Here is a 19442-nt window from a genome sequence, read left to right as displayed (position 1 = left end):
AATGTTATATAAAAAAATCAATCGTCTAAACGGATGATTTTGATTTCTTCTATCTTTGTTTCAGAAACTTTTTCAGCTCTAAATAGGTGATCCCCCACTTTAAATTCTTCTCCTGTCTCTGGGATTTTTTCTAAAATAGAGACCGCCAAACCTCCCAAAGTTTCATAAGCTTCATCCTCGGGTAAATCTAAACCATACTGCTCATTGATATAGTCAATTTCTAAACGAGCAGAGAACAAAAACTCATTCTCGCTGATTTCTTTTTCTGTTAGTTTGTTTTGGTCATGCTCATCTTCAATTTCACCAAAGAGTTCTTCCACGACATCTTCTACGGTTAGCATTCCTGCCGTTCCGCCATATTCATCATTCACGATGGCAACAGACTTTCTACTTTTGATGAGTTTATTCATAACTTCTTTGGCGATTTCAGTTTCATTCACAAACTCTACGGGGAGAAGAGCACTGCGAGTTGTGCGAGGTTTCTTGAATAGATCAAAAGAGTGAATGTAGCCGATGACATTATCGATATTATTTTGGTAAATAATGATTTTGCTATAGCCAGTTTCGATGAATTTTTGCCTTATATGGTCTATATCTTCATCTATTGCCATGGCAACAATTTCTTTGCGTGGGATCATACATTCTCGCACCTTTATATCAGCAAATTCTAAAGCGTTATGAAAAATTTGAACTTGGGAATCAATGATTTCTTCATCAGAATCGGTTAACTGTTCAGAAATAAAAAAGCGTAACTCATCTTTCACAAAGATTTCATCTTCTTGTTGTTCTTTGCCTATCATTTTTAGGAATAAATTCGTTATCCACATAATAAATGCAGTGATGGGGGCAAACAGCCAATAGAGAAAAAACACTGGAATCGCAAAGGTTTTGAATAAATTATTGGGAAATAAACTGAAAATAACTTTGGGTAAATATTCTGCAAAAACTAGAATAATAAGTGTTGAAATAACGGTTTGAATTAAAATTTTCAGAATTTCAGAGGAAATTTCGGGGAGTAGAGAAATGATGAAAGAACCAGTGAAAATTCCATAGATGACAATAGCGATATTATTCCCTACCAACATAGTAGCGATAAACTTTTCTGGTCTCTCTGCTAAAAAAGTGATGACTTTTGCCACTAAGGTTTCCTTTTTTTTCTCTATTTCCATTTCCATTCGGTTGCTGGAAATTAAAGCGATTTCCATGCCCGAGAAAAAAGCTGAGGCAATCAATGAAAAAATAATGATAGCGATTGTAAAGCCCATTAATCCTTTTTTTTATTTAAATCTAGGAAGGTTACAGAATCTTTCAAAATAGAATCAGATTGAGCCAAAGCAGGTTTTTGTCTTTCAAAAGCAATAACTCCACTATTATTTTTGAGGGTAAATTCTTTGAAATCTTCACTTGCCTCTATTCCATTTTGAGAAACATTTACTGTCCCGTCCATCCTTTTGATGGTTACAGATTTATCGGTAAATATACGTCTATTTTTATTGTCCCAATAGATTTGTTCCGTTTTTAGAGTATCACCATCGTTATTTATCATGACAACGTTTCCTCTTCCCTCATACATTTTTTTCTTGTCTTGCAATTTAGCCCAATTTGCCCTTAAAAAATTAGGCTCATTTTCATCTCGATTCCAAAATGAAACTTCTACACCTCTGCGCATTAAGGTGTAAGGGGAATCAATCAGTGTGAAATTTTCTATCAGAGGCGCATTGAGTTTCATTCTAATCAAGCCACTGTCTTTGTAGATAACTTCAGCGTTAAAAATAGTTTGGTCGGAGAAATTTTTGTTTAGAGGTCCTTTTTCCTCCGTTTTTTTAATTTCACAACTATAAAGAATTAAAGCAGCCAAAATAAATAAGGCTGCTTTAAAATAAATTTTTAGAAACATCAAGAAAAAATCTATTTAATCATTATTATCTTACTCTTGTTGTAGCGCCACCAAAACAGCTAATGCTAACAGATTCACCTTTTTTCTTACCATTTTGGAAGGCCATTTCTTGATTTGGTGCAGTGGCTTCATAGCTGTTTGCTGCTTTTCTGGCCCAAGAGCAAGATCTACTATCTACAGCACAAGCCTTATTGGCATAGTCAGCTGCTACCCAGTAGGCGCTTAGTTTCTCAAATTGAGAAGATCCACAACTGTTGGCGTTTGACCCAAAAATACCAGCAATTAATTGATATGGAGCACCAAATCCTGGTTTGTAGTTTGCTGCTCTTTTAGCCCAGCTTACAGCGTTAGATAAACTTCCTGTTTTTTGGTAACTCAGTGCAATATAATAGGCAACATCACCTTTGGTTGTGCCGCTTACTTGGTCTATTGCTTTTTGGAAACTAGCAATTGCGCCGCTATAATTTCCAGCTTTAAATTTTCTAGCACCATCAGCATAGTCAGAGCCAATCGTGCTTGAGGTGTTATTGCTTGATGAAGCAACGCTGATATCCTCTTGAGGATTTTGTTTCTTCCATACGATTTTGTACTGATCCTCTATCGTTTGCATGATGGGTAAATCATAGCAATCATTGCTTGCTAAAGAGGCGTATGATTCTTTCAGCCACTCGATACTGTCTTTGTTGACCTCAAAGTTATTGATAAACATTGGAGCGATGTTGTCACAAGTTGTATATTCCTTCAGAATTGCTTCCATAGATTGGTTAACGTCTACAAAAACATTTTTTGCAGACTGCGCATTTTCCATAATTTGTTGTTCTGCGGCAGTTAATTGATTTTGAGGATTAATTTTTTGAATACTGTCTAGTTTTTCAGCCAACTTTCCATATTCGATAGAGCGAAGCTCAATATTGTCTTCCGCCACCTTTTTGGTTTTGAAGTAAACATCTAAGGCTTGATTAAAGTCAATTTTATCTTCGTTTAAAAGTTCTAAAGCTGTAGTATAATACAGTAAAACGGTATTGGCAGAAACTTTCTGAGTATCTTCACTAGAGTTAAATAATTTAGTAAAGGCATCATAAGCTTGCTGTTTATCAATCAAATTATAATTAAGCATATAGGAGATACGCTCACCTTCCCAAAAGGCTTTTTTATCTTCTGCAAAGTACTGAATTCTCTTATCTAGTAAGTCAATTAAATCCTGAGCATATTTTTTCTTATCAGCCTCATTAGTTGCATCTTTAGCCAATTCATCCAAAATGATTTCGCCAAAGTTGTAATAATTTACTTTTTCAGAAGCGCAATTTTGTAAAGCCTCTTTCAAGATTGGGTATGCTTCTTTGTAATTTTTAGTTTGAACTTGCTTATTCAATTTAATTTCGTAGGTATCACAATTTTGTGCTTGAATAGACTGATAGCCTAAAAAAAACATTGCTAAACCAAGTATAAATAATTTTCTCATTTTTTATAGGTTTAAATAATTAATCATATTTTCTTTTTTGGAACCACGTGTCGCTCAAATTAAAACCTAAGCGTAAGTTCGCAAAGCTTTCTTTTATCAGGTTATTTTCTTTTGTTCCTTGTTGCCCGAATTCAATGCCAACGTTCAACTCAGAAGGGTCGCTCGATTTCCCCATAGGTAACCCAAGCCCAAAAGTAATGCCATAACGATTTATTTGCTGATTGTTAATCTCAAAAGGCATATTTTCATAGAAGCCACCAAATCGATAGGTTACTCGCTGGAAATAGTTCCTAAAGCTATTAAACTGAGGTGTGTAATAGCCCCCGAGCCCTAATCTTAGACGGTCTTTAGAATTATGTTTTTGGTTGATGAAATTTAGTTCTGAAGTTTTTTCCCAATCCACTTGAGCTCCAACCAACCACTTTAAATCTCTCCCATAGCTTAGCGCAAGAGAAGCCTGCTGAGGGAATTTCACATCTTCATTGCTGGATTTTTCGTAGATAATATCTTTATTGATAGGTGCTGAGCCTAAAGACATTAGCTGATAAGTACTTAGTTGGTAAGACTGCGTTGACTTCAATTTGTTGCCCAAGCCGTAAGTTGCCCCAGCAAAAAATCGCTGATTTACACCTACTTTTTTATTAAAAGCTAAACCCGCAGTCAAATTAAAGCCCTTCAGTTCATCTTCATAAGTATAGTCTGTAAGTAGTTGCGTATTCTGAACAGAGAAAACTTCATTTCTTTTTAATTTCCCAAAGAGGTAATCAGCACGTAAGCCCACAGCAAAATTTTGATTAATATTATAAGAGAGAAAAGCATTTAAACTGTTGATTCCGCCATCGCCTTTGTATAAGTTAACTTTCTGTGGATTGCTCTCCAAATCATAAATTCCAGCTTTGTAGCCTACGGAAGAGTAAGGCTGAAAACCAATTCCACCACGGAATTTTAGCCCCATCGGGAAGGCTAGATGAACCTTAGATAAATAAGTTGAACTTCTAGAAGACTCATTCTGCTTATCGGCAAACCGAGAAAAATTGGCTGCGCCTTCAAAGCTAAATGTTGTGTAAAATAAATTATTATTAGCCGCAGGGTTAGAAAAATTAGCCTCGTTCCCGTAAGGGGATAGATAAGAAGTACTAACACCTCCCATGCCAAATGTAGAAGCTCCATGATTGAATATTTTATCGCCATAACCCAAAGAAGAATAAGGAGATATGGAAATATCTTGTGCCGTTAGTGTAAACGTAACTAGGATTAGCAGGAAGCAACTTATGTATTTGCTCATATGAAAAATTTATTGCGTAGGTGCAAATATGCTAAATATGCTTAAAAATTAAAAATGTTAGATTGTATTTGTTCGTTAAAAAAACGTAATTTTCTCAAGCTTTTCAAAAAAAATTAAGGCTTAGAAAAAATTAGAGTTAAATTCGTGGGTAAAATTAGCATAAAATATTCGTAACTTTAAGCCATGAGTAGACTATATAGCTTTGGATTTTATAACCTAGAAAATTTATTTGATACGGCAGATGACCCCAATACATTTGATGAAGACTTCACGCCTTATGGGAGAAGAAAATGGACTATCCACCGTTACGAAAATAAAATAGGAAAGCTGGGTAAGGCAATTGCCAGTATCGGTAAGCGAAAAATAGGCTACAGCCCCAGTCTTTTGGCCGTGGCAGAGGTTGAAAATAAAACCGTGCTGAAGGATTTACTGCAAATATCACATTTACGAGATTTGCCTTTGGATTTCATACATTTTGACTCCAAAGATGAGCGAGGCATTGACGTCGCCTTGATTTTCAACCATCAAGATTTTCAACTAGAAGAGAGTTATGCCATTCATCCGCCAGAATTTATAGAAAATGGAATTCAAGATTTCACGCGAGATGTTTTGTATACGAAAGGCAAATTGGCTGGAATACAAATACATATTTTTGTCGTTCACCTCCCTTCGCGCCGAAATCAAAATATTAATTTAGAAAAAAGAAACGCTATTGCAACTCTAATTCGCCACCACTGTAGTCAAATTCTATACGATGACCCACAGGCTAAAATTATGATTTTTGGCGATTTTAATTCCAATCCAGAAGATGAAACGATAAAAAAATACTTTAAAACCACAGGTTATTTTCAAAATCAAGAACCTTACGAGTTTTATAACCCCATGGAATTAATGCGAAAAGAGGGGAAATACACGACAAAACACCGAGATACTTGGATATTGTATGATCAAATGCTTTTTTCAAAAGGCTTTTATTTAGATGAAAAAATTCGCTTAATTTCAAGTCACATTTTCAATCCTTATTTTTTACAAGAATGGAATAGGAAATATAACGGGGAACCATTCAGAACCTATGTAGGGAGAAAATACCTAGGCGGGTACAGCGACCATTTCCCCATTTATACAATTTTTAAAATTTAAAAAAAATGAAAGAATATTTAGATTCAACGTATTTAAAAACCCCTGAACAGTCAGATCTATCAGTGCAAGAAACCGAGCAAAGAGTCGTTGATTTAGTTCAAGAAGCCATTGAGAATGGATTCAAAGCAGTAATGATTCGCCCTGGCTATGTGAAATTGGCAAAAAAAATAGTAGACAAGGCACAGAGTCGCGTGAAAGTGGGAACGGTAATTGGATTTCATGAGGGAATCAATACCATCAAAGAAAAAATTCAAGAAGCAGAGCGAGCCATAGATGATGGTGCAGATGAGTTAGATTTTGTTCTGAATTTTCAGCAACTGAAAAATGGAAATTTAGATTTCGTGAAAGAAGAAGTGAAGACTGGAAATGACCTGGTGTTGAACAAAGGACGCGTTATCAAATGGATAATAGAAACTGCTGCTTTGACTGATGAGCAAATAGCAGAAGCGAGCGAACTAATCAGAGAAGTAACTTTAGAGTATTTACCAAGTAAAACAGATGAGGTTTTTGTGAAATCTTCCACAGGATTCTATACTACAAAAGATGGAAGCCCCAATGGAGCTACGCCTCACGCTATAGAAATTATGCTGAAACACGCACATCCGCTGCCAGTGAAAGCGGCTGGAGGCATCAGAAATGCGGAAGAGGCAAAAAAACTGATAAGAATGGGCGTAAAACGCTTGGGGACTTCATCTGCCAAAGAGATCGTAGAAGGAAACGAGGCGGAAGGCTATTAAAATTAGAATTTTTAGCGAGAAAATTTTTAAAGCCTTAGAAAATAAAGAAAAGAAACGAGGAATAAAGCAACCACTTCTTGCTGTCGCTTAAGCGTGATTTACGTTCATTAAGCATTGAAAGTGAATACTTTGTCTAAATTTAACTAAACCCTAAAAAGAAGGGAATTTTTTTTGAAAGAAGTGTATTCTCAAAATTCCTAAAACACAGATAGAATAGCTATATTTGTGAGCTTAAGAATTAGATATGAGTTTAGTAACAGTAGGATCGGTTGCTTTTGATGAAATTATTACCCCGTTTGGCGAAAGTGGTAAAATTTTGGGCGGAGCCGGCACATTCATTAGTTTAGCAGCATCATTATTGGGTGTTGAAAACGTCTTAGTTTCTGTCGTAGGAGAAGATTTTCCGCAGAAGAATTTGGATTTTTTGGTAGAAAAAGGCATTGATATTAGCGGAATTGAAATAAAGGAAGGCGAAAAAACTTTCTTCTGGAAAGGGCAATACCACAATGATATGAACTCGCGAGATACGCTGATTACAGAGCTGAACGCCTTGGGCGGGTTTCAGCCCAAAGTTCCTGCCAATTGGCGAAATCCAGAAGTACTGATGTTGGGTAATTTGCATCCTTTGGTACAAGATTCCGTTTTGAATCAAGTAGAAAAACCCCGTTTGGTAGTTCTGGATACGATGAATTTTTGGATGGATTCGGCTTGGGATGATTTGCTAAAAGTCATTAAAAAAGTAAGCGTTTTGGCGATAAATGATGAAGAAGCTCGGCAACTTTCTGGCGAATATAGTTTAAGAAAGGCTGCAAAAGCGATTTTAAAAATGGGTCCTCAATTTTTAATTATAAAAAAAGGAGAGCACGGCGCATTATTTTTCCATGAGGATGAAATCTTTTTCTCTCCAGCGCTTCCTTTAGAAGAGGTTTTTGACCCAACGGGAGCAGGCGATACTTTTGCTGGCGGTTTTGCAGCCTATTTGGCCAAAACAAAAGATTATAGTTTTGAGAATATGAAAAACGCAATTATCATTGGCTGTGCCCTAGCATCTTTTACGGTAGAAAAATTCGGTGTAGAAAAGCTAGCTAGCGTAACCAAGGAAAACCTTGCAGAAAGAATTAAAAAATTTAAGAAACTTTCGCATTACAACTTAAATGTAGAAAATTTTATATAATTATTAAGGATTAATGAAAGAAAAAGAATTATACCAAGATATGGGTGATGGGCATATTCCTGGAAATCATGAAACGCCATTAAGAGCAGATGCTTTTGATTTGAATGATGATGAGAAAATAGAAAAAATAGAAAAACATTTCTATGAAATCATGAATGTGCTGGGGATGGATATGGGAGATGATAGCCTGAGGGGGACACCACATCGTGTGGCAAAAATGTATGTGAAAGAAATCTTTGGCGGGTTAAACCCAGAGAGATGCCCGAAAATGTCTACGTTTGAAAATAAATACAAATACAATCAAATGTTGGTAGAAAAAGACATTACCGTCTATTCTACCTGTGAGCATCATTTTTTGCCCATCGTAGGGAGAGCACACGTGGCGTATATGAGCAAAGGGCGAGTCATTGGTTTGTCAAAAATAAATAGAATTGTAAATTACTATGCACGCCGCCCCCAAGTGCAAGAACGCCTGACGATGCAAGTGGTGCATGCAATGCAAGAAGCACTGGGCACCGATGATGTAGCATGCGTGATTGATGCGAAACATCTTTGTGTCAACTCCAGAGGAATTAAAGATATAGAAAGTAGCACGGTGACAGCGGAGCTCGGCGGAGCCTTTAGAAACAACCCGACGACACGCGCAGAGTTTTTGAAATACATCGGTATGGGGACAAGGTTTAATGTATAAATTTTTAAAGCCTTAAAAAATGATAGAGAAACATAACTTACAGATTTATAATTCCCACTCAGGGGAGAAAGAAAAATTTGAAACCCTTCATCCTAATTTTGTAGGTATGTACGTGTGTGGGCCAACGGTTTATTCAAACGTGCATTTAGGGAACATGAGAACTTTTCTCTCGTTTGATTTAGTTTTTCGTTACTTGAAACATTTGGGGTACAAAGTTCGTTATGTGAGAAACATTACCGATGTCGGGCATCTGGAAAGCGATGCTGATGAGGGAGAAGATAAAATTTCTAAAAAAGCAAGAATTGAACAGCTTGAGCCAATGGAAATCGTGCAAGAATACACTACCGATTTTCATGAAGTCAATGCACTTTTTAATATTCAGCCACCCAGCATAGAACCCACCGCAACTGGGCACTTGATTGAGCAAATAGAAATCATCAAAAGAATTATAGATAGAGGCTTGGCTTATGAAAGCAACGGCTCTATTTATTTTGATGTTATTAAATACAATCAAACCCATGATTATGGAGAGCTGAGCAAGAGAAATATAGAGGATTTAATAGCAAATACACGTACGCTGGAAGGGCAGGCAGAGAAAAAAAATTCACAAGATTTTGCCCTTTGGAAAAAAGCTTCACCAGAACACATTATGCGCTGGCCTTCGCCTTGGGGCAATGGTTTCCCTGGCTGGCATTTAGAGTGTACAGTAATGAGTACTAAATACTTAGGCGAAACTTTTGATATTCACGGTGGGGGAATGGATTTGAAGTTTCCACACCACGAGTGTGAAATCGCTCAGGCAAAAGGCGCTTATGGGAAAAACCCAGTACGTTATTGGATGCACACAAACATGCTGACAATGAATGGGCAGAAAATGTCTAAATCTACAGGCAATACGATCCTACCCCGAGAATTGATTTCTGGAGACAATAACTTTTTTGAAAAAGCTTTTGACCCGATGGTCATACGGTTTTTCATGCTTCAGGCGCATTACAGAAGCGTTTTAGACTTAAGTAACGAGGCAGTGCTCGCCTCAGAAAAAGGCTATCAGCGTTTAATGGCAACTTACACAAGAATGTCAGAAATGCCTGTAAGTGAAGAATCTACATTTGATTTGCAAGAATGGACTAAAGCTTGCTATGCAAAAATGGATGATGATTTTAATTCGCCGATGCTGATTGCAGAATTATTTGAAGCAGTGAAAATAATCAATCAAATCAATGAGGGAGCCTTGAAAATCAATGAGCAGGATAAAGCGATTTTTAAAACAAAAATGAAAGAATTCATTGAAGATGTTTTGGGATTAAAACCTATTTTGAACGAAGCAGGGAATCAAAAATTGACACAAGCCGTAGAACTTTTGATTGAATTAAGAGACCAAGCTCGAGCAAATAAGGATTTTATAACTTCTGACCAAATCAGAGATAAATTGAAACACGCTGGCATACAATTAAAAGACGGAAAAGATGGAACAAACTTTAGTTTATAAAAAGTGAAAGAATTCAAGCAATTAATTGAAGAAGAGGATTTAAAACATAAAATTGAATTAGGCTATTCATTGGACGTCAGTAGTTTGCTCTCACAAATGTTGGTTCATTATAAAAAAAATGTTGTTTTTAAAAGAGAAAATTAATTAAAAGAAAAAAATGATTAAAGAGAGAAAAAGTATTGGTTTATCGTTATTATTAACAATTTTGTTTGGTCCGTTAGGCCTGTTGTATACAACGGTATCAGGGGCAATTATTATGTTTGTCGTTTCACTTATTATTTTTATAATCACTTTCGGATTCGGAGTTTTTTTAACTTGGCCAATCTGCATGATTTGGGGAGTTCTTGCGGCTAAAAATTATAATAGTAAAATAAATTATTGAAAGTATGCAGCCAAAAGAAATAAAAAATTTAATCATAGGATTCGGAAAAGCAGGGAAAACATTAGCGGCTTTTTTGGCAAATAAAAATGAAGAAGTTATTCTCGTAGAAAAATCGCCAAAAATGTATGGTGGTACTTGCATCAATGTAGGCTGTATTCCGTCTAAATCACTCATTACCAAGGCCGGAAAAGAAATTCAACTTCCAAAAGCAGTGGAAATGACCAATGATTTAACTTCTAAATTGAGAAAAGCCAATTATGATAAAGTGGAAGATTTATCTGATGCTAAAGTTATTACAGGAATAGCAAAATTCATTGATAATCAAACTGTTGAAGTATCAACTGAGAGCGGGAAAGAACTTTATTTGCCTGAAAGAATATTCATTAACACAGGTGCAAAGCCAAGAAAATTAGAGATAAAAGGTGCAGATTTACCGCAAATTTATGACAGCACCAGCATTATGCAACTCACCGAATTGCCACAAAAACTTTGCATCGTAGGAGGTGGATTTATCGGTTTAGAATTTGCTTCTATGTTTGCTGATTTCGGTAGTTCAGTTACAATTTTAGATGCTGGAGATGAGTTTCTTCCCAGAGAAGATGCAGATATGAAAAAAGCCATTCAAGAGGTTTTAGACAAGAAAAATATAAGCATCAAAACTTCAGTAAAAACGCAAGAATTTATCACACAAAACGAGCAAGTTTTAGTTAAAACCGAAAACGAAGAAATCTTAGCAGATGCCGTTTTGGTAGCCATCGGCAGAGTTCCGAATACTGAAGAATTAGGATTGAGAAATACTGATATTCAATTGAATGAAAGAGGTTTCATTCAAGTTAACGATGAATTAAAAACTTCTGTTGAAAACATTTGGGCATTGGGCGATTGCAATGGTGGGCCGCAATTTACGTACATTTCTTTAGATGATTTTCGTTTGGTGAAAAATCAGCTTTTTGGAGGCGATTATATGAAGCGCTCTCAGCGTAAAGATTTTGCGACTTCAGTTTTCATCTCGCCAGCATATGCGCACATTGGTAAAAAAGAGAATGAGATTGAAAATAAAAATGAAGTTATTGTAAAATTAATGCCAGCTAACAGCATCCCCAAAGCTAAAATTTTGCAAGAAACCGACGGACTTTTGAAGGCAATTATAGATAAAAAAACGAATAAAATTTTGGGTTGTACGCTATTTTGTGCCGAAGCTCACGAACTCATCAATATTGTGAAAACAGCGGTGGACAATGATTTAAAAGCCGAAGTCTTGGCCAATCAGATTTACACGCACCCTACAATGGCAGAAGCTTTTAATGATTTGTTTGGATAAAGTGTAACAAATAGATAGACCAGAAAAGGCTTACAATTAATTACCCGTAACGCTATTTTAGGACTAGACACCAGATTTAAAAGAAAAGTCGTCTCAAAAAATGAAGACGACTTTTGTGATTTTTTTTAAGGCTTAAAAAAATTATAAAAGAGTTTTGACTTGTTTTGTTTTTGTATCTTTGTGGGTCATGATAGGAGGTTTATTTAGAAAAATAGAATCACGTAAGTTCAGATACATTCCCCGATTTTACGATACTAAATCACACGATTTGGTCAATCGTCGCATTGGCGATTCTCGTTTTGCAGAGCGCTATGTAGCTCGTCGCAAAGCTATGAATGATGCTACTGAAGAAGAATGGGAGAAATCAAAAATTGACTTACAATCATTCCGTGCCAAAAACAAACGTAGCGACCGCTCCATAAACAGAAATACCTTCATCATTTTTGCCATTCTTATGCTATTTGTTTTTATCATGTGGATGATTACAAATCCTAATTTTGGAGAATTCTTGGGAAATGAGTAATGTAATTCAACTATTGCCACCTCATGTTGCCAATCAAATTGCTGCAGGAGAGGTGGTGCAGCGACCAGCCTCTGTGATAAAAGAATTGATAGAAAATGCCATAGATGCTGGAGCCACACAAATTCAGGTCATCATCAAAGAAGCGGGAAGACAGCTGATTCAGGTCATTGATAATGGCAAAGGCATGAGCGAAACCGATGCGAGAATGTCATTTGAAAGACATGCTACCTCCAAAATTCATTCGACTGAAGATATTTTTAAAATTTTAACTAAAGGCTTCCGTGGAGAAGCCTTGGCTTCTATCGCTGCCATCGCTCAGGTGGAATTGAAAACCAAAATACCCGAGGATGAGCTGGGCACAGAAATTCACATACAGGGTGGGGAGATAAAATCTCAAGAACATTGTGTGACACCTACAGGGGCAAGCATCGCCGTGAAGAATCTATTTTTCAATGTCCCGGCACGTCGTAATTTCCTGAAAAGTAACGCGGTAGAGTTTCGGCACATTATCGATGAATTTCATCATGTGGTTTTGGCGCATCCAGACTTGGAGTTTAAGCTAGAACATAATGATGAACAAATTTTTCACTTGCCATCAACCACTTCCGCCCAACGTATTTTACATGTTTTTGGTAAAAAAATGGAAGGCAAATTGATTCCAGTGAAAGAGGAAACAGATGTGGTGAAAATAGAGGGTTTCATTGCTAAACCAGAAATTGCCAAAAAAAGTAGAGGAGAGCAATTCTTTTTCATCAATCAGCGTTTCATCCGCAGCGGTTATTTGCATAAGGCAATTTTACAAGCCTTTGAAAATTTAATTCCTAAAAACTATCATCCTTCTTATTTTCTTTTCCTGAACATTCCATCAGAGAAAATTGACATCAATATTCACCCAACTAAAACGGAAGTAAAATTTGAAGATGAATTTGCGATTTTCGCTCAGTTGCGTGCCGCCGTTAGGTTTGCAATTGGGCAGTCTCAACTCTCCCCTGCTTTAGATTTTGAGCAAGGCGAATGGGAGATTCCAATTCTAGATAAAGAAAAAGAAATTGCAACACCCAATATTGATGTTAATAAAAATTATAATCCCTTTCTCGAAGAGAAAAATTGGAGTGCTCCGCCGAGTTTTTCTTCTTCTAAATCTAAAAGTTTTGGCGATTCAAAAAAATATAATTTTTTAGAGTTTCAAAAAATTAATAACGAACAAAAAAGTTTTGACTACGAAGACGCCTCCGAAGCCTTTGAAAATCAAAAAATCTTTCAATGGCAAAAAAGTTACATTTGCGTACTTCATCAGGGGAAATTATTTATTCTAGATCAAAATCGAGTTCATCAAACAATTTTGTATCAAAAGCTCTCGGGACTGAAAAATAAAAACGCATTGAGTCAACAGCTGCTCTTCCCAGTAGAAATACAAGTGGATACCAAAGCAAAGAGTAAAATTGAAGAAATGGAAAATCTTTGGTTTCGTTTTGGTTTTGATTTCACCTTTCAAGGTAAAACACTGCTAGTCAGCGCTATACCAGCAGATATATCTCAAGAGCATATTCCAGAGATTTTTGAAGCTTTTTTCTATGCTGAGAATATAGAAGAAAGCATTCAATTTGAAACAACTCTAGCAAAACTCATGGCAAAAGCTGCCGCACTACGCAAAGGCACAGAACTTAGCACAGAGGAAATGCTCAATTTATGTCATGATTTTTTTCAGCTGAAAGATTTTGTATATTCCCCTTTTGGTAAAAAAAATTTTCATTTGCTAGACGCCGAAATTATAAAAAAATTATTAGAATAAATGTTACAAAGAATTGCTCCTATTACAAAGAATTTATTGATTCTAAATGTTTTATTTTTTGCAGCAAAATATGTATTTGCGGCCACACAAACTGTTAATTTAGATATATTATTGGGCGCATTTTATCCGCTATCAGACAATTTTAAAAGCCATCAAGTATTGTCGCACATGTTTATGCATGGGGATTTCATGCATTTTTTCTTCAATATGTTTGCCCTTTATATGTTTGGCTCAAACGTAGAACAAATTTTGGGAGACAAAAAATATATAATTCTGTACTTTGGGGCAGGTTTAGGCGCCTTTTTATTATTCAATTTAACCAATTACATTTCAGCACAAAGTTTAATTGAAGACCATGGCCTAAGTGCCTCACAAGTAAATGAAATTGCAGCTTTAGAACCTTTTATGGTAGACCAAAGATATGATGATTTAAGCATCATCTACAGCATTCCCATGATGGGAGCATCAGGAGCAATTTTTGGGATTTTAGTTGCTTTTGGAATGCTTTTTCCCAATGCCGTTTTGATGTTAATTTTTCCGCCAATTCCGCTCAAGGCTAAATATTTTATTCCCATTTATATTGTCATTGAACTTTATTTTGCCGTTGCAAACAACCCTGGAGACAACGTCGCACACTATGCACATTTGGGTGGAGCCCTAATTGGTTTTATTTTAGTACGAATTTGGAAAAAGAATTTACATCAATGGAATTAATAGATAAATTAAAATACAAATACACCAACGGAAATTTAGCAACGCGCCTGATTTTCATCAATATCGTCGTGTATATCTCAGTCTCTATTTTACGTTTATTCAATCTATTAAATTTAGGTTGGCTAGCTTTGCCTCCGCTTGAGTATGACTTCATCACAAGACCTTGGACTATCTTTACTTATTTCTTTTTGCATGTTGATTTTTTTCATTTATTCTTTAACATGCTCATGCTTTACTTTATGGGAATTTTTTTCTATCAAAATTTCACTGATAAAGACTTTGCTAAGTTTTACTTCTTGGGCGGTATCGCTGGAGGGGTTTCATTCTTGATTTACAGTGTGTTAACAGATAAAATCAATAGCCTATTGGGTGCATCAGCAGCCATTTATTCCGTATTTTTTGCCATGGCTGCCTATCAACCACATTTGCAGATTCGTTTATTATTCTTTCAAACCCGCTTTAAATTAATTCACGTAGCTTTAGGATTTTTAATTTTTGGATTTTTAATTCAACCCAGTAATGTCGGCGGGAATATAGCACATCTAGGTGGAGCTCTTTTTGGCTATTTTTATATGAAAAAGTTTGAAAAAGGGAATGACATTTTTGATGGGATTTTTAAAGGCTTTACAAAAATTTTCCAACCCAAAAGTTCTTTAAAAACTCATTCTAAGCAGGCTAAGTCTACTTCACCTCCACGAAACGACTATGACTACAACGAGCAAAAGGTAAACAAACAACAGAAAATCGATGCGATTCTTGATAAAATTAGCCGAAGTGGCTACAGCAGCCTCACAGCAGAAGAAAAAGAATTTCTCTTTCAGCAAGGGAAATTAAATCGATAGAGATTTCAATTTAGCATTTTTTGACATTAACAAAGCTTGAACAAATTTCTCTCAGAAAAAATTTCATATTCAACAATTATTCTTAACTTTGTATTTCTTTGGTTCCGTGGCCGAGTGGCTAGGCAGAGGTCTGCAAAACCTTCTACAGCGGTTCGAATCCGCTCGGAACCTCAAAATTTTTAAAGCCTTAAAAAAATCAGACTTCGGGGAAAGTCTGATTTTTCATTTTAATTCCACTCTTTTTTAGTGCTCTCTCGGAGTTGAAATATGCTGCGGAGCAGATTTTAAATCTTTATCTAAATCATAAAGATTAGCATTATTTTCATCAGCTTCTGTAGCCAAGTTATACTTATCTATCAAATCATTGATTAAAGCTTCCTCCTCAATTTGCTCTTCTACAAACCATTGCGCAAAATTAAAAGTAGCCCAATCCTTTTCTTCCAAAGCTAAATCAACTATTCTATCAATCGCTTTCGAGTTTTGTATTTCGTGCTCCAAAGCCTTTTCTAGGCAATCTTTTAAATTTTTAGGATTTGCTGGTGGTGCAGGAATTGCCTCTATTTTAGTTTTCCCACCTCGGGTATTGATGTAGCTGATAATCTTTTTCATGTGGTCGCGTTCTTCGGTTGCATGTTTATAGAAAAACTCAGCAACACCCCCGAAACTCATCGTATCTGCCCAAGAGCCATACGCTAAAAAAACTTGTGCAGCTTCTGCTTCTTTCGTTACTTGCTTATTTAGCAAATTCTCCATCTCGTCAGAAATTCTTTTATAACTCATAAAAATTTGTTTTTTTAATAAAAAAAATGATTGCAATTTTTAAACCATAATTTAGTATCGGTCTGTGTTTTAACAAAACATATGATTTTTTTCTATTTAAAATTTAAACAAAACTTAATTTATCTATAAATTTTTAAAGCCTTAAAAAAATCAGGACAAAAAGGAATAAAAAATACTATTTTTGTAAAAGCATGCGTTGGGAAGTTACAAATGAAAATCAATTACGTGAAATTGCTCAGATTTTGCACAAGCAGCTTCGATTTCCTGTGATCTTATTTCAGGGCGAAATGGGCGCTGGTAAAACGACATTTATCAAATATTTGGTGGAAGCTATGGGGGGGCAAGAGCTTGTCAACAGCCCGACTTTTTCTTTGGTCAATGAATACGAAACTGATCATGGGCGTGTTTTTCATTTTGATTTTTACCGAATTGAGAGCGAAGAAGAGGCCTTTGATATGGGAGCAGAAGAATATTTCTATTCTGGCAATTTTTGCTTCATTGAATGGCCTGAGAGAGTTAAAAATCTTTTGCCAAAGGAGTGTCATTGTGTCAGTATTGCGACAGAAAATACCAAACGTATCATAAACTTAGAAAGATGAGCAAACCTATTTTTACCCCTTTCAATAAAGAAGATTTACTACCGCAAGAGGAAGTTTTAGAAGTAGCATTGCGCAATGGGAAGTTCAGTATCGGCCTACCACGCGAGACTCATCATCAGGAAAATAGAATTTGCCTTACTCCTGATGCGGTAGAAGTTTTGGTGCGGCATGGGCATCAAATTACCGTGGAGAGTTGCGCTGGCAAAGGGGTGCATTATACTGATAATCAATACTCTGAAGCTGGAGCTAAAATAACTTATGATACGAAAGAGGTTTTTCAGCAACATATCGTCTTGAAAGTTTTACCCCCCACCATTAAAGAAATTGATTTCTTAAAGCCCGAAACAATTTTGATTTCTTCTGTGCTGCCCAATACGCTAGAAAAAGATTATTTTGAGCATTTAGCCAAGAAGAAAATCACCGCTCTCGGCATGGAATACTACGAAGATGCTCATGGCAATCTAGCCATTAAACGTTTAGAAGCAGAAATTTCTGGGACTTCTTCTCTCCTTATAGCCAGTGAATTACTCTCAACCAGCAATGGCGGAAACGGTATTTTACTTGGTGGTGTGACTGGTGTTCGCCCAGCGGAAGTTGTCATTTTAGGCGCAGGAACAGTCGGCGAATATGCTGCTAAGGCAGGTTTGGGGCTAGGTGCTTCTGTTCGAGTTTTTGACGGAAGTTTAGCACGACTGCGAACACTACAAGATCATTTAAACTTTCGTGTTTCTACCAGCACTTTAGATCCCAAAGAAATCACTAAAGCATTGATGCGCTGTGATGTAGCCATTGGGGCGATCTGGGGAGATTGCCGAGCACTGAGCATTGTGACTGAGGATATGGTGAAAAAAATGAAGCCAGGGGCAGTCATCATTGATGTGTGTATAGACAGCGGAGGCTGTTTTGAGACCAGTGAAGTGACAACCCATGAAAACCCAGTTGTGGTGAAGCATGAGGTCATTCATTACGGCGTTGCCAATATCCCGTCACGTTTTGCAAGGACAGCAAGTAAAGCACTGAGTAACTTTTTCCTTTCTTACTTGATTCAAGTGGCTAAAGAAGGCGGTTTTGAAAATTTAATTCACTATGACAAAGGCTTGAGAAAAGGAATTTACTTATTTAAAGGTCGCCATACCAATAAAGAATTGGCAGATTGGTTTGACTTAAATTTCACCGATTTAAATTTACTGATGCTATGAGGCAAGTTGATCGGTACAAATTTTTTGGTATTGGTAGCTTAGCTGGAATTTTCCTTGTGATTCTATTCTTTGGGCAGCGAAGTAGTTGCACGCAATACATCAATAACTACCTGCCCAACGGAAGAGTTTTATCTGAAATCCGTTTTCGTGAAAAAACTTATTCTCCAGCAGCAGAGAAAAGCATGAAAGATTTAAACATTGATACTGCTTTTATTCACCAAAAAGTTTTTAGAAACGGGCAGATTAATTTTTCTGTTAGTCAGCCTCGTCAAGAACCTTGCGGTTTTTTTGTAATTCACTACAAAGATTCACTAATACCGCTTCGTCTCGAAGTTGAGAAGTGCCAAGATGATGTCAAAATTCAAAAAATTGAACAGGAATAATTTTGTAATTGCTAGTTAGAATAATTTATTATGAACACGTTGTGATTTATAAAAAATCCTTCAGACATCAAATTTTATTGAGTCGACTATCGTTTAAATACAATATTGAACGAGTTAGAGCTAATTACAATTTTCAAATAAGTTAAGAATAACTTCAGGGATACAAATGTTTTTACTAACTATTTTTGATTATTAAACCTTTAAAAAAAAACCGTTGAAAATCAAATGATTAACAACGGTTTAAGTACCCGAGGCCGGAATCGAACCGGCACGATATTGCTATCACTGGATTTTGAATCCAGCGCGTCTACCAGTTCCGCCACTCGGGCAAAACAGGGCGACAAATATACAATATTTTTTCTAATTTCAAACTCAAATAGGTGAAAAAATTGAAAAAAAACTCCCAACAGATGTTTCCCAATTTATTTTCAAAATCAAATCTTGGAATAATTTTTGCGAATTTAGCAGTAAACAAGATAATTATGAGTTTACAGAATAAAAAAGTAGCTATATTAACTGATGAAGGTTTCGAAGAGTCTGAATTATTTGAGCCATTGCACAGGCTTCAGCAGGAAGGAGCTGAGGTTCATATTGTTTCTACAAAATCAGGAGAAATTCAAGGAATGAAAGAGCACCAATGGTCTAAAAAAATAAAAGTAGATCAAGTCATTGATGCTGTGAAAGCCAGTGATTATGATGCATTAGTGTTACCTGGGGGTGTTATCAATCCTGATATTTTGAGAAACAATGAAAAATCTGTACAATTTGTAAAGGATTTTGCTGACAACAAAAAACCTATTGCAGCGATTTGCCACGGTCCGCAAACGCTCATCAATGCAGGGGCTGTGGAGGGGAAGAAACTAACTTCGTTCCCTTCTATTAAAGTGGATTTACAAAATGCTGGTGCTCACTGGGTTGATGAAGAGGTTGTCGTAGACAATGGCTTAGTTACAAGCAGAACTCCAAAGGATTTACCTGCTTTTTTGGATAAAATGGTTGAAGAAATCGCCGAGGGAAAGCATTAATCAAATT

Annotated in this window: 20 protein-coding genes and 2 tRNA genes; 16 read left to right on the top strand and 6 right to left on the bottom strand. The window is 36.2% G+C overall.

Features of this window, described 5'->3' with window-relative positions; genetic code table 11:
• Nucleotides 1-17: 17 nt before the first annotated feature.
• Genes D5J18_RS01050 through bamG form a run of 4 tightly spaced genes read right to left on the bottom strand, consistent with a single transcriptional unit; the run spans nt 18 to nt 4644 of the window.
• A complete protein-coding gene (locus D5J18_RS01050; RefSeq protein ID WP_119057167.1) occupies nt 18-1265 on the bottom strand; it encodes a hemolysin family protein in 1248 nt (415 codons plus the stop codon).
• The gene (gene lptC, locus D5J18_RS01045) at nt 1265-1897 is read right to left on the bottom strand and encodes an LPS export ABC transporter periplasmic protein LptC (protein ID WP_119057166.1); all 633 of its coding nucleotides are present in this window, start codon (nt 1895-1897) and stop codon (nt 1265-1267) included. Before lptC ends, D5J18_RS01050 begins: the two co-directional genes overlap by 1 nt.
• Nucleotides 1898-1922: 25 nt before the next feature.
• A complete protein-coding gene (locus tag D5J18_RS01040; RefSeq protein ID WP_133298084.1) occupies nt 1923-3359 on the bottom strand; it encodes a DUF6340 family protein in 1437 nt (478 codons plus the stop codon).
• 19 nt (nt 3360-3378) lie between these two features.
• Entirely contained in the window at nt 3379-4644 is a 1266-nt protein-coding gene (bamG, locus tag D5J18_RS01035; RefSeq protein WP_119057164.1) for a BamG family beta-barrel-assembly machinery protein, read from the bottom strand.
• Nucleotides 4645-4827: 183 nt separating this feature from the next.
• On the opposite strand from bamG, the gene D5J18_RS01030 reads away from it, so the two are divergent.
• The 12 genes from D5J18_RS01030 (at nt 4828) to D5J18_RS00975 (ending at nt 15620) form a co-directional block, all read left to right on the top strand.
• The gene (locus D5J18_RS01030; RefSeq protein ID WP_119057163.1) at nt 4828-5784 is read left to right on the top strand and encodes an endonuclease/exonuclease/phosphatase family protein; all 957 of its coding nucleotides are present in this window, start codon (nt 4828-4830) and stop codon (nt 5782-5784) included.
• A gap of 5 nt (nt 5785-5789) precedes the next feature.
• Nucleotides 5790-6521 (top strand): deoxyribose-phosphate aldolase, encoded by a 732-nt coding sequence (gene deoC / locus D5J18_RS01025; protein WP_119057162.1) that lies wholly within the window; start codon nt 5790-5792, stop codon nt 6519-6521.
• A 244-nt stretch (nt 6522-6765) separates the two neighbouring features.
• Complete coding sequence (locus tag D5J18_RS01020) at nt 6766-7695, top strand: PfkB family carbohydrate kinase (protein WP_119057161.1); 930 nt, start codon at nt 6766-6768, stop codon at nt 7693-7695.
• Between the two features lie 13 nt (nt 7696-7708).
• Complete coding sequence (gene folE / locus D5J18_RS01015) at nt 7709-8386, top strand: GTP cyclohydrolase I FolE (RefSeq protein WP_119057160.1); 678 nt, start codon at nt 7709-7711, stop codon at nt 8384-8386.
• Between the two features lie 19 nt (nt 8387-8405).
• Entirely contained in the window at nt 8406-9875 is a 1470-nt protein-coding gene (cysS, locus tag D5J18_RS01010; protein ID WP_119057159.1) for a cysteine--tRNA ligase, read from the top strand.
• Nucleotides 9876-9878: 3 nt separating this feature from the next.
• Nucleotides 9879-10019: a hypothetical protein gene (locus tag D5J18_RS08760; RefSeq protein ID WP_165844934.1), complete on the top strand. Its 141-nt coding sequence runs from the start codon at nt 9879-9881 to the stop codon at nt 10017-10019.
• A gap of 242 nt (nt 10020-10261) precedes the next feature.
• Nucleotides 10262-11578 carry an FAD-dependent oxidoreductase gene (locus tag D5J18_RS01000; protein WP_119057157.1) on the top strand — a complete coding sequence of 439 codons (1317 nt, stop codon included), beginning with the start codon at nt 10262-10264 and terminating at the stop codon, nt 11576-11578.
• Nucleotides 11579-11732: 154 nt separating this feature from the next.
• Nucleotides 11733-12101, top strand: a complete 369-nt coding sequence (locus D5J18_RS00995; protein WP_133298083.1) for a hypothetical protein — start codon at nt 11733-11735, stop codon at nt 12099-12101.
• A complete protein-coding gene (gene mutL / locus D5J18_RS00990) occupies nt 12094-13893 on the top strand; it encodes a DNA mismatch repair endonuclease MutL (RefSeq protein WP_119057155.1) in 1800 nt (599 codons plus the stop codon). Before D5J18_RS00995 ends, mutL begins: the two co-directional genes overlap by 8 nt.
• Entirely contained in the window at nt 13894-14607 is a 714-nt protein-coding gene (locus D5J18_RS00985; protein ID WP_119057154.1) for a rhomboid family intramembrane serine protease, read from the top strand.
• Entirely contained in the window at nt 14598-15449 is an 852-nt protein-coding gene (locus D5J18_RS00980; RefSeq protein WP_119057153.1) for a rhomboid family protein, read from the top strand. Before D5J18_RS00985 ends, D5J18_RS00980 begins: the two co-directional genes overlap by 10 nt.
• 100 nt (nt 15450-15549) lie before the next feature.
• Nucleotides 15550-15620, top strand: a tRNA-Cys gene (locus tag D5J18_RS00975).
• 72 nt (nt 15621-15692) lie between these two features.
• Here D5J18_RS00975 and D5J18_RS00970 read toward each other — a convergent pair.
• A complete protein-coding gene (locus D5J18_RS00970) occupies nt 15693-16229 on the bottom strand; it encodes a ferritin (protein WP_119057152.1) in 537 nt (178 codons plus the stop codon).
• A gap of 191 nt (nt 16230-16420) precedes the next feature.
• On the opposite strand from D5J18_RS00970, the gene tsaE reads away from it, so the two are divergent.
• Genes tsaE through D5J18_RS00955 form a run of 3 tightly spaced genes read left to right on the top strand, consistent with a single transcriptional unit; the run spans nt 16421 to nt 18410 of the window.
• Nucleotides 16421-16828: a tRNA (adenosine(37)-N6)-threonylcarbamoyltransferase complex ATPase subunit type 1 TsaE gene (tsaE, locus tag D5J18_RS00965; protein ID WP_119057151.1), complete on the top strand. Its 408-nt coding sequence runs from the start codon at nt 16421-16423 to the stop codon at nt 16826-16828.
• On the top strand, nt 16825-18027 hold the full coding sequence (locus tag D5J18_RS00960; RefSeq protein WP_119057150.1) for an alanine dehydrogenase: 1203 nt from the start codon (nt 16825-16827) through the stop codon (nt 18025-18027). The genes tsaE and D5J18_RS00960 overlap by 4 nt, the downstream gene beginning before the upstream one ends.
• On the top strand, nt 18024-18410 hold the full coding sequence (locus D5J18_RS00955; protein ID WP_119057149.1) for a DUF4258 domain-containing protein: 387 nt from the start codon (nt 18024-18026) through the stop codon (nt 18408-18410). Before D5J18_RS00960 ends, D5J18_RS00955 begins: the two co-directional genes overlap by 4 nt.
• A 245-nt stretch (nt 18411-18655) precedes the next feature.
• Here the strand turns inward: D5J18_RS00955 and D5J18_RS00950 are convergent.
• A tRNA-Leu gene (locus tag D5J18_RS00950) sits at nt 18656-18739 on the bottom strand.
• 153 nt (nt 18740-18892) lie between these two features.
• Here D5J18_RS00950 and D5J18_RS00945 point away from each other — a divergent pair.
• On the top strand, nt 18893-19435 hold the full coding sequence (locus tag D5J18_RS00945) for a type 1 glutamine amidotransferase domain-containing protein (RefSeq protein ID WP_119057148.1): 543 nt from the start codon (nt 18893-18895) through the stop codon (nt 19433-19435).
• Nucleotides 19436-19442 lie beyond the last annotated feature (7 nt).

Source organism: Candidatus Ornithobacterium hominis, from assembly GCF_900538215.1.
Taxonomy (GTDB): domain Bacteria; phylum Bacteroidota; class Bacteroidia; order Flavobacteriales; family Weeksellaceae; genus Ornithobacterium; species Ornithobacterium hominis.
This window is presented reverse-complemented; position numbering and strand designations above follow the sequence as displayed.

Coding starts and splice junctions, on each gene's coding strand:
- D5J18_RS00980 (WP_119057153.1), top strand. CDS start 14,598: ATGGAATTAATAGATAAATTAAAATACAAATACACCAACGGAAATTTA.
- D5J18_RS01030 (WP_119057163.1), top strand. CDS start 4,828: ATGAGTAGACTATATAGCTTTGGATTTTATAACCTAGAAAATTTATTT.
- cysS (WP_119057159.1), top strand. CDS start 8,406: ATGATAGAGAAACATAACTTACAGATTTATAATTCCCACTCAGGGGAG.
- bamG (WP_119057164.1), bottom strand. CDS start 4,644: ATGAGCAAATACATAAGTTGCTTCCTGCTAATCCTAGTTACGTTTACA.
- folE (WP_119057160.1), top strand. CDS start 7,709: ATGAAAGAAAAAGAATTATACCAAGATATGGGTGATGGGCATATTCCT.
- D5J18_RS01020 (WP_119057161.1), top strand. CDS start 6,766: ATGAGTTTAGTAACAGTAGGATCGGTTGCTTTTGATGAAATTATTACC.
- lptC (WP_119057166.1), bottom strand. CDS start 1,897: ATGTTTCTAAAAATTTATTTTAAAGCAGCCTTATTTATTTTGGCTGCT.
- D5J18_RS00955 (WP_119057149.1), top strand. CDS start 18,024: ATGAGGCAAGTTGATCGGTACAAATTTTTTGGTATTGGTAGCTTAGCT.
- D5J18_RS00945 (WP_119057148.1), top strand. CDS start 18,893: ATGAGTTTACAGAATAAAAAAGTAGCTATATTAACTGATGAAGGTTTC.
- D5J18_RS00970 (WP_119057152.1), bottom strand. CDS start 16,229: ATGAGTTATAAAAGAATTTCTGACGAGATGGAGAATTTGCTAAATAAG.
- mutL (WP_119057155.1), top strand. CDS start 12,094: ATGAGTAATGTAATTCAACTATTGCCACCTCATGTTGCCAATCAAATT.
- D5J18_RS00960 (WP_119057150.1), top strand. CDS start 16,825: ATGAGCAAACCTATTTTTACCCCTTTCAATAAAGAAGATTTACTACCG.
- D5J18_RS01040 (WP_133298084.1), bottom strand. CDS start 3,359: ATGAGAAAATTATTTATACTTGGTTTAGCAATGTTTTTTTTAGGCTAT.
- tsaE (WP_119057151.1), top strand. CDS start 16,421: ATGCGTTGGGAAGTTACAAATGAAAATCAATTACGTGAAATTGCTCAG.
- D5J18_RS00985 (WP_119057154.1), top strand. CDS start 13,894: ATGTTACAAAGAATTGCTCCTATTACAAAGAATTTATTGATTCTAAAT.
- D5J18_RS01050 (WP_119057167.1), bottom strand. CDS start 1,265: ATGGGCTTTACAATCGCTATCATTATTTTTTCATTGATTGCCTCAGCT.
- D5J18_RS01000 (WP_119057157.1), top strand. CDS start 10,262: ATGCAGCCAAAAGAAATAAAAAATTTAATCATAGGATTCGGAAAAGCA.
- deoC (WP_119057162.1), top strand. CDS start 5,790: ATGAAAGAATATTTAGATTCAACGTATTTAAAAACCCCTGAACAGTCA.